Origin of the sequence: Salipiger sp. HF18, from assembly GCF_011806505.1 — a bacterium.
Lineage (GTDB): Bacteria > Pseudomonadota > Alphaproteobacteria > Rhodobacterales > Rhodobacteraceae > Salipiger > Salipiger thiooxidans.
Genome location: NZ_JAATOS010000177.1, coordinates 1 through 7,871 on the forward strand (window position 1 = coordinate 1; position 7,871 = coordinate 7,871).

Consider the following 7,871-nt stretch of genomic DNA (forward strand, 5'->3'; position numbering starts at 1 on the left):
ACGAGCCCTTCTGCATGAACATCCCCGGCTCCGGCCAGTGGTGCCCCGAGAACTACACCCGCAACTACAAGGGCCGCGTGACGCTCACGCAGGCCTTGGCGCAGTCGCTCAACATCCCCGCGATCAAGATTTCCGAGGGCGTGGGCCGCGATCTCGTGCGCAAGGTGGCGACCGGTTTCGGCATCCATTCCGACCTCAACGACACCCCTGCCATGGCGCTGGGCACCTCCGAGGCGACGCTGCTCGAGATGACCGCCGCCTACGCGGGCTTCCTCAACGGCGGCTCGCGCGTGGTGCCCTACGGCCAGGTCGAGCTGCGGGTGAAGGGCGACGACACCCCGCTGGTAAGCCAGAGCTCGGGCATCCAGGAACGCGTCATCCAGCAGGAGGCCGCGGGCCAGCTGGTGTGGATGATGCAGCACGTCATCAACGACGGCACCGGCGGCCGCGCCAAGCTGCCCGACGGGCGCGAGGCGGCGGGCAAGACCGGCACCTCGAACGATGCCCGGGACGCGTGGTTCATCGGCTTCACCGCCGATTACGTGGTCGGCGTCTGGATGGGCAACGACGACAACTCGCCGCTCAACGGCGTGACCGGCGGCGGCCTGCCTGCGGACATCTGGCGCGAGACCATGTCGCGCGTCAGCGAGGGACTCGAGAAGCGCCCGCTGCCCGCGATCCCGCCGTCGGAGCCCGCGCCGCAGGTGGCCGAACAGCAGCCCCAGCAGCAGCAGCGCCAGCCCACGCGCGAGCGTCGGCAGCGCGACAACTTCATCCAGCAACTGCTGAACGACCTGCTCGGCGGACGCTGACGTCGGAGCGATGGCGCGCCGGGGTGGATTTCACTTCCCCTCGGCACGCCGACCGGCTCTAACAAAGGCGCTGCCTCGGGAGGAAGGAGCCAGAGCATGAGCGTGAAAGAGATCTTCGAGACCATGGAATACGGTCCCTCCGCCGAAAGCGCCTCCGAGGCGCTGGCCTGGCTCGCCACGCAGGAGACCGGCTTCGGCCAGTTCATCGACGGCGCCTTCACCGCCCCCGGCGACACCTTCGAAAGCCGCAACCCCGCCACCGGCGCGCTGCTCGCGAAGGTGACACAGGCAACGCAGGCGGATGTCGATGCCGCCGTCGCCGCCGCCCGCGCGGCCCAGCCCAAGTGGGAAAAGCTGGGCGGTCCGGGCCGGGCACGGCATCTCTATGCGCTGGCGCGGCTCCTGCAGAAGCACGCGCGGCTCTTTGCGGTGCTCGAGACGCTCGACAACGGAAAGCCAATCCGCGAGAGCCGCGACATCGACGTGCCCCTCGCCGCGCGGCATTTCTACTATCACGCGGGCTCGGCCCAGCTCATGGCCTCCGAGATGCCCGGGCGCGTGGCCATGGGTGTCTGCGGCCAGATCATCCCATGGAACTTCCCGCTGCTGATGCTGGCGTGGAAGGTGGCCCCGGCGCTCGCCACCGGCAACACCGTGGTGCTGAAGCCCGCCGAATGGACCCCGCTCACCGCGCTGCTCTTTGCAGACATCTGCCGCCAGGCCGGGCTGCCCAGGGGCGTCGTGAACATCGTCACCGGCGACGGTGCCGTGGGCGAGATGATCGTCGCGTCCGAGGTCGACAAGATCGCCTTCACCGGCTCGACCGAGGTCGGCCGCCGCATCCGCGAGGCCACCGCCGGCAGCGGCAAGGCGCTGACGCTCGAGCTTGGCGGCAAGTCGCCCTACATCGTCTTCGAGGACGCCGATCTCGACAGCGCCGTCGAGGGGCTGGTCGATGCCATCTGGTTCAACGGCGGGCAGGTCTGCTGCGCGGGCTCCCGGCTGCTGGTGCAGGAGGGCGTCGCCGGACGCTTCCACGCCAAGCTCAAGGCCCGGATGGAGAAACTGCGCATCGGCGATCCGCTCGACAAGTGCATCGACGTCGGCGCCATCGTCGACCCGGTCCAGCACAAGCGCATCGCCGAGATGGTGGCGGCCAGCGACGGCGAGGTCTTCCAGCCGGGCCCCTGCCCCGAGGGCTGTTTCTATCCGCCGACCCTGATCACCAGCCTCGCCCCCGCCTCGGCGCTGATGCAGGACGAGATCTTCGGGCCGGTGCTGGTCTCCGCCACCTTCCGCACGCCCTCCGAGGCAGTGGAGATGGCCAACAACACCCGCTACGGGCTTGCCGCCTCGGTCTGGTCCGAGAACATCAACGTGGCGCTCGACGTGGCGCCGAAGCTGGCCGCGGGCGTGGTCTGGATCAACGGCTCGAACATGTTCGACGCGGCGGCGCCCTTCGGCGGCCTGCGCGAGAGCGGCTTCGGGCGCGAGGGCGGCCCCGAAGGCCTGACCGCCTACACGAGGCCCGCCGGCAAGCCGAAGCCCGGCAAGCCCGTCGCCGCCTTCCCCGGCGGCGAGGCCGAGCCGCAGCCGGTCGACCGCACTGCCAAGCTCTACATCGGCGGCAAGCAGGCCCGCCCCGACGGCGGCTATGCCCGCAACGTGCACGACAAGCGCGGGGCCCTCATCGGGCAGGCGCCGCTCGCCAGCCGCAAGGATATCCGCAACGCCGTCGAGGCGGCGCGGGGCGCTGCCGGCTGGGCCGGGGCCTCGGCCCACAACCGCGCGCAGGTGCTTTACTACATCGGCGAGAATCTCTCGGCCCGCAGCGATGGCTTCGCCACGCTGCTCGACCGGCTGACCGGCGGGCGCGACGGCGCAAAGGAGGTCGAGACCTCGATCGAGCGGCTCTTCACCTACGCCGCCTGGTGCGACAAGTTCGACGGCCGCGTGGCGGGTGTGCCCCTGCGCGGCACGGCGCTGGCGATGCGCGCGCCCTGTGGCGTCATCGGCGGGCTCTGTCCCGACCAGCACCCGCTGCTCGGGCTGGTGTCGCTGATGGCCCCGGCCATCGCCATGGGCAACCGCGTCGTACTGGTGGCCTCCGAGCCCTTCCCGCTGGCCGCCACCGAGTTCTACCAGGTGCTCGACACCTCGGACGTGCCCGGCGGCGTGGTCAACATCCTGACCGGCAGCCATGCCGAGCTGGCGCCGACGCTGGCGGGCCACGCGGATGTCGACTCGGTCTGGAGCTTCTCGGGCGCGCCGCTCTCGGAGGTGGTCGAACGGCACGCCGCGGGCAACCTCAAGCGCAGCTGGGTCAACGACGGCATGGCCCGCGACTGGACGGGCGCCGACGGCGAGGGGCGCGCGTTCCTCGACGCCGCGACCGAGGTCAAGACCGTGTGGATTCCCTGGGGCGCCTGACCTCGAGCGCCCCTGCGAGGCCCGGCAGGCCAGTCGCCGCCCGTCGCGAGAGGCTTGACTCTCTTCGGCTTTCGGACGTATCGGGCCTCTTCTCTGCCGGGCGCGGGGCCCTCTGGCCCCGCGATCATTGAGATTTCACACTACCGATGCTATCTTTTCCCTACGCCCGGCGCCGGGGTGGCTTTCGGCGCTTGTCTAGAAGGAGGACAATGTCCTGTCACTTACTGCGAACGCGGCCGGTGCCGCTGAGCCGGGGGCGCCCATGAGCGGCCTGCCCCACTCCAAGGTCACGAGCGAGCAGATTCTCGCAACGGTCCTCAAGATCCTCGATGACAACAAGGCGGAAGACGTCGTGCAGATCGACCTGCGCGGCAAGACCTCCGTCTGCGATCACATGGTGATCTGTTCGGGCCGGTCGTCGCGCCAGGTGGTGTCGATTGCCGACAAGCTCGCCGAGGATCTCAAGCATGAGCTGGGAGTGCTTTCGAAATCCGAAGGCCAGGAAACCGGCGACTGGGTGCTGATCGACACGGGCGACGTCGTCGTCCACGTCTTCCGTCCCGAAGTCCGCGAGTTCTACCAGCTCGAGAAGATGTGGATGCCGATCGGCAAGACCGCGACCAACGCCGTCTGACGAATACGCATGCGTGTCCATCTCTGCGTCGTGGGACGCCTTCGGGCGGGCCCGGAGCGCGAGCTTGTTGACGATTACCTGAAACGCTTCGACCGCACCGGTCGGGCGCTTGGGCTGGGTCCCGCGCGCATCGTCGAGGTCGATGACCGCAAGGGCGGCGGCATGGCGGCCGAGGCCGACCTGCTGCGCCGTGCCCTGCCCTCGGGCGCGCGGCTCTGCATTCTCGACGAGCGCGGCCGGCTGATGACATCGCCCGATTTCGCTGCTGAACTCGGCCGCGTGCGCGACAACGGCACCCAGGACCTGGCCTTCGTGATCGGCGGTGCGGACGGCATCGACCCCGCGCTGCGGGCCGAGGCCGACATGGCGCTGTCCTTCGGTCAGATGGTCTGGCCGCACATGCTGGTGCGGGTGATGCTCGCCGAGCAGCTTTACCGCGCGGCGTCCATCCTCTCGGGAAGCCCTTACCACCGCGCCTGAGGCGTGGCGGACACAACCCTCGGCAGTTTTCCGCCCGGCCGGACTAACCGAAGGCGGCTTTCCGCCCGCGGTAGAGAACCCCGATTGCCAGCCTCAACCCCTTTGAATTACCCGAGATTCGAGCACGCTGTCGCGCTGCCATCAGACAGGCGTGAATGTGTCGGTCACCTGTCCCCAGCGGTCCTTTCTGACTGCGTCCCAGGCCGGCACATCCTGAGGCCCCGGAGTCCCCAACTCCGGGGCCGAACTTTTCCCCACGACGTCCGAACCGACGCCTGACGCTCAGGCGTAGGCGTACCACAGCAGGCCCGCGCCCAGGATGACGCGGTAGATGACGTAGGGGGTGAAGCTGACCGAACGCAGCAGCCGCATCATCAGCGCCAGCGCCCCCAGCGCCGCGGCAAAGGCGAAGACCGCGCCGATGAGTCCGTCGATGGCCACCTGCGCATCTGCCTCGGAGGCGACTTCCGCCCCGAGCAGCACGCCCGAGGCGAGGATGGTCGGGATCGACATCAGCATCGAGATCTTGGCGGCGTCGTGGCGGTTGTAGCCCATGAAGCGCGCGCCGGTGATGCAGATGCCCGAACGCGACGTGCCGGGGATCAGCGCGACCGCCTGCCAGAGCCCCATCTTGAGCGCCTCGATCGGCCCCCAGTCGGCCTCGGTCTTGTGGGTGGCGCCCTTCTGGTCCGCCCACCACAGCACGATGCCGAAGCCGAGCATGGTCCAGCCGATGACGGCAACCGAGCGCAGCGCCTCGTCGAGGCCGGTGAGCTTCATGGCGAGGCCTGCGATGACCACCGGGATGGTCGCGATGGCAAGGCCGAGTGCCAGCCGCGCCGCCGGGGTCTGGCGGCGCCCGACGATCAGGTCGACGGTCCCCGCGAGCGCGACCTTCACGTCGGCCCAGAAGTAGAGCACCACGGCCGCCAGCGTGCCGACGTGTACGGCCACGTCGATGGCCTGGCCCTGGTCGGCCATGCCGGTAAGATTCGGCAGAAGAATCAGGTGACCCGACGAAGAAATGGGCAGAAACTCGGTAATACCCTGTATCAGGGCCAGCAGGATCAATTGCAGCATTGGCATGTTCACGGACCTCCAGCTAGCCTGACACCAGCCGTATAACCTGAGCGTTCGCAAGGCGAAAGCGGCTAATAGGTCCGAAATGCGACCCAAAATTCACAAAAAATGACTGCACGGTCGCAGGACCGGTGCAAATAATCTGAATATAGGTCAACTCTTCTGACTTTTATTTCGATTTCGCTTTGAGTATTGAGGCTCGACCCAAGGACTTGTTCGGAGACCCAGGAACATGGCGAAACAGCCGATGCTCAAATTCGTGAAGATCGAGCGGGACATGCCCGTGAAGCGCGATGCGGAGACCCGCAACAAGGATTTCGATGAAATCTATGCCGAGTTTGCCGACGCGAAGGCGACCGAGCAGTCGAGCCGTTGCTCGCAGTGCGGCGTGCCCTACTGCCAGTCGCATTGCCCGCTGCACAATAACATCCCGGACTGGCTGCGCCTGACCGCGACCGGCCGCCTGCAGGAGGCCTACGAGGTCAGCCAGGCGACCAACACCTTCCCCGAGATCTGCGGCCGCATCTGCCCGCAGGACCGTCTCTGCGAGGGCAACTGCGTCATCGAGCAGTCGGGCCATGGCACCGTGACCATCGGCTCGGTCGAGAAGTACATCACCGACACCGCATGGGAAAAGGGCTGGGTGACCCCCGCCTCGCCCGCCATCGAGCGCGCCGAGAGCGTCGGCATCATCGGCGCGGGCCCGGGTGGCCTTGCCGCCGCCGACATGCTGCGCCGCGCCGGCGTTCAGGTGACCGTCTATGACCGCTACGACCGTGGCGGCGGCCTGCTGACCTACGGCATCCCGGGCTTCAAGCTCGAAAAGGACGTGGTCATGCGCCGCATTCAGCAGCTCGAAGACGGCGGCGTGCGCTTCGTGATGAACTGCGACGTCGGCGTCGACATGTCCTTCGAGGACATCCGCGACCAGCATGACGCGTTGATCATCGCCACCGGCGTCTACAAGTCGCGCGACCTCAAGGGCCCGGGCTCGGGCGCCGCCGGCATCGTCAAGGCCATCGACTATCTCACCGCGTCGAACCGCGCCGCCAACTTCGGCGACAGCGTCCCCGAGTTCGAGAGCGGCGAACTGAACGCCAAGGGCAAAAAGGTCGTGGTCATCGGCGGCGGCGACACCGCCATGGACTGCGTCCGCACCGCGATCCGCCAGGGCGCGGACAGCGTGAAGTGTCTCTACCGTCGCGACCGCGCCAACATGCCAGGCAGCCAGCGCGAAGTGCAGAACGCCGAAGAAGAAGGCGTGCAGTTCGAATGGCTCACCGCGCCCAAGGGCTTCAAGGGCGAGCCTGTCTCGGGCGTGATCGTACAGAAGATGCGCCTCGGCCTTGCCGACGCGTCGGGCCGCCAGTCCCCCGAGATCATCGAGGGCTCGGACTATGAAGAGCCCGCCGACCTGGTGATCAAGGCGCTCGGCTTCGAGCCGGAAGAGCTGCCGACGCTCTGGGGCGCGCCCGAGCTGGAAGTGACCCGCTGGGGCACCGTGAAGGCCGAGTTCACCTCGGGCCGCACCGCCCTGCCCGGCGTCTATGCCGTGGGCGACATCGTGCGCGGCGCAAGCCTCGTGGTCTGGGCCATCCGTGACGGCCGCGACTGCGCCGAGCACGTGCTGCAGGACTTCGACAAGCAAGCGGCCATCGCGGCCGAGTGACGCCCGCGAGCATCCCGGCCGGGGTGCCCCGCAAGCCGGAGCGCCGGATGGTCCGCCGCTCCATGCCAGAGGAACAGGACATGCCGGAACGGACGGGCGGGTGTTTGTGCGGCGCGGTGCGCTTCACCGCGAAGTCGCTGAGTGGTTTCGGCGTCTGTCACTGCGAACAATGCCGCCGCTGGGCCGGATCGGCGCTGTTCGCCGTCACCGTCCCGGCCGCTGACATGGAGATCGAGGGCGCCGAGGCCATCCGCGCCTACCGCTCCTCGGACTGGGCCAGCCGCGCCTTCTGCGGCACCTGCGGCTCGGTGCTCTGGTACCGTTACGACAAGGGCGTCGACGACGCCGGCGACTACGAGCTGACCATCGGACTGCTCGACGACGCCGACGGGCTGACACTCGAACGCGAGATCTTCAGCGACCAGAAGCCCGACTGCTGGGCGCTGACCGGAGATCACCCGCGGATGACCCGCGCCGAGACACTGGCGCGCTACGGCGCCCAGGTCGACGGCGCCTGATCCGCGACCGACCTATTCCCGGCCCCGCGCCGGATCCGAACAACCGGTCGCACGACGCGACCCCGCATGGAGGTACAATGCCATGACCAAGTACGACGAGAACTGGGCCGCCGCCGAGGAAGCCAAGCGCAAGTGGATGACCGAGAACGGCATGTTCCGCGAGGAACATGAGCATTCGTCCTGCGGCGTGGGCCTCGTGGTCTCGATCGACGGCAAGCCGTCGCGCAAGGTCGTCGACGCTGGCATCA

Annotated in this window: 7 protein-coding genes; 6 read left to right on the forward strand and 1 reads right to left on the reverse strand. The window is 68.1% G+C overall.

All coding sequences use genetic code 11. The features are described 5' to 3' along the window. The 4 genes from HC022_RS14755 to rlmH all read left to right on the forward strand — a co-directional run. Positions 1–812: transglycosylase domain-containing protein (locus HC022_RS14755; protein ID WP_254885098.1), on the forward strand; the 812-nt coding region annotated here is incomplete at its 5' end. Positions 813–908: 96 nt separating this feature from the next. Next, the gene (locus tag HC022_RS14760; RefSeq protein WP_167452953.1) at positions 909–3,242 is read left to right on the forward strand and encodes an aldehyde dehydrogenase family protein; all 2,334 of its coding nucleotides are present in this window, start codon (positions 909–911) and stop codon (positions 3,240–3,242) included. A gap of 262 nt (positions 3,243–3,504) precedes the next feature. Continuing rightward, complete coding sequence (gene rsfS / locus HC022_RS14765) at positions 3,505–3,876, forward strand: ribosome silencing factor (RefSeq protein ID WP_089959040.1); 372 nt, start codon at positions 3,505–3,507, stop codon at positions 3,874–3,876. 9 nt (positions 3,877–3,885) lie between these two features. Next, the gene (rlmH, locus tag HC022_RS14770) at positions 3,886–4,356 is read left to right on the forward strand and encodes a 23S rRNA (pseudouridine(1915)-N(3))-methyltransferase RlmH (RefSeq protein WP_008883347.1); all 471 of its coding nucleotides are present in this window, start codon (positions 3,886–3,888) and stop codon (positions 4,354–4,356) included. Between the two features lie 282 nt (positions 4,357–4,638). Here rlmH and HC022_RS14775 read toward each other — a convergent pair whose 3' ends face one another. Beyond that, the gene (locus HC022_RS14775) at positions 4,639–5,442 is read right to left on the reverse strand and encodes an undecaprenyl-diphosphate phosphatase (RefSeq protein WP_008883106.1); all 804 of its coding nucleotides are present in this window, start codon (positions 5,440–5,442) and stop codon (positions 4,639–4,641) included. A gap of 226 nt (positions 5,443–5,668) precedes the next feature. Here HC022_RS14775 and HC022_RS14780 point away from each other — a divergent pair, with 226 nt between their 5' ends. Both HC022_RS14780 and HC022_RS14785 read left to right on the forward strand, forming a co-directional pair. Further along, the gene (locus tag HC022_RS14780; protein ID WP_167452954.1) at positions 5,669–7,105 is read left to right on the forward strand and encodes an NAD(P)-dependent oxidoreductase; all 1,437 of its coding nucleotides are present in this window, start codon (positions 5,669–5,671) and stop codon (positions 7,103–7,105) included. Between the two features lie 80 nt (positions 7,106–7,185). Then, positions 7,186–7,623 (forward strand): GFA family protein, encoded by a 438-nt coding sequence (locus HC022_RS14785; RefSeq protein ID WP_165617075.1) that lies wholly within the window; start codon positions 7,186–7,188, stop codon positions 7,621–7,623. Positions 7,624–7,871 lie beyond the last annotated feature (248 nt).

Bases quoted from the DNA above. Each gene is read 5' to 3' on its own strand.
- HC022_RS14760 (WP_167452953.1), top strand. From the start codon at position 909: ATGAGCGTGAAAGAGATCTTCGAGACCATGGAATACGGTCCCTCCGCC.
- rsfS (WP_089959040.1), top strand. From the start codon at position 3,505: ATGAGCGGCCTGCCCCACTCCAAGGTCACGAGCGAGCAGATTCTCGCA.
- rlmH (WP_008883347.1), top strand. From the start codon at position 3,886: ATGCGTGTCCATCTCTGCGTCGTGGGACGCCTTCGGGCGGGCCCGGAG.
- HC022_RS14775 (WP_008883106.1), bottom strand. From the start codon at position 5,442: ATGCCAATGCTGCAATTGATCCTGCTGGCCCTGATACAGGGTATTACC.
- HC022_RS14780 (WP_167452954.1), top strand. From the start codon at position 5,669: ATGGCGAAACAGCCGATGCTCAAATTCGTGAAGATCGAGCGGGACATG.
- HC022_RS14785 (WP_165617075.1), top strand. From the start codon at position 7,186: ATGCCGGAACGGACGGGCGGGTGTTTGTGCGGCGCGGTGCGCTTCACC.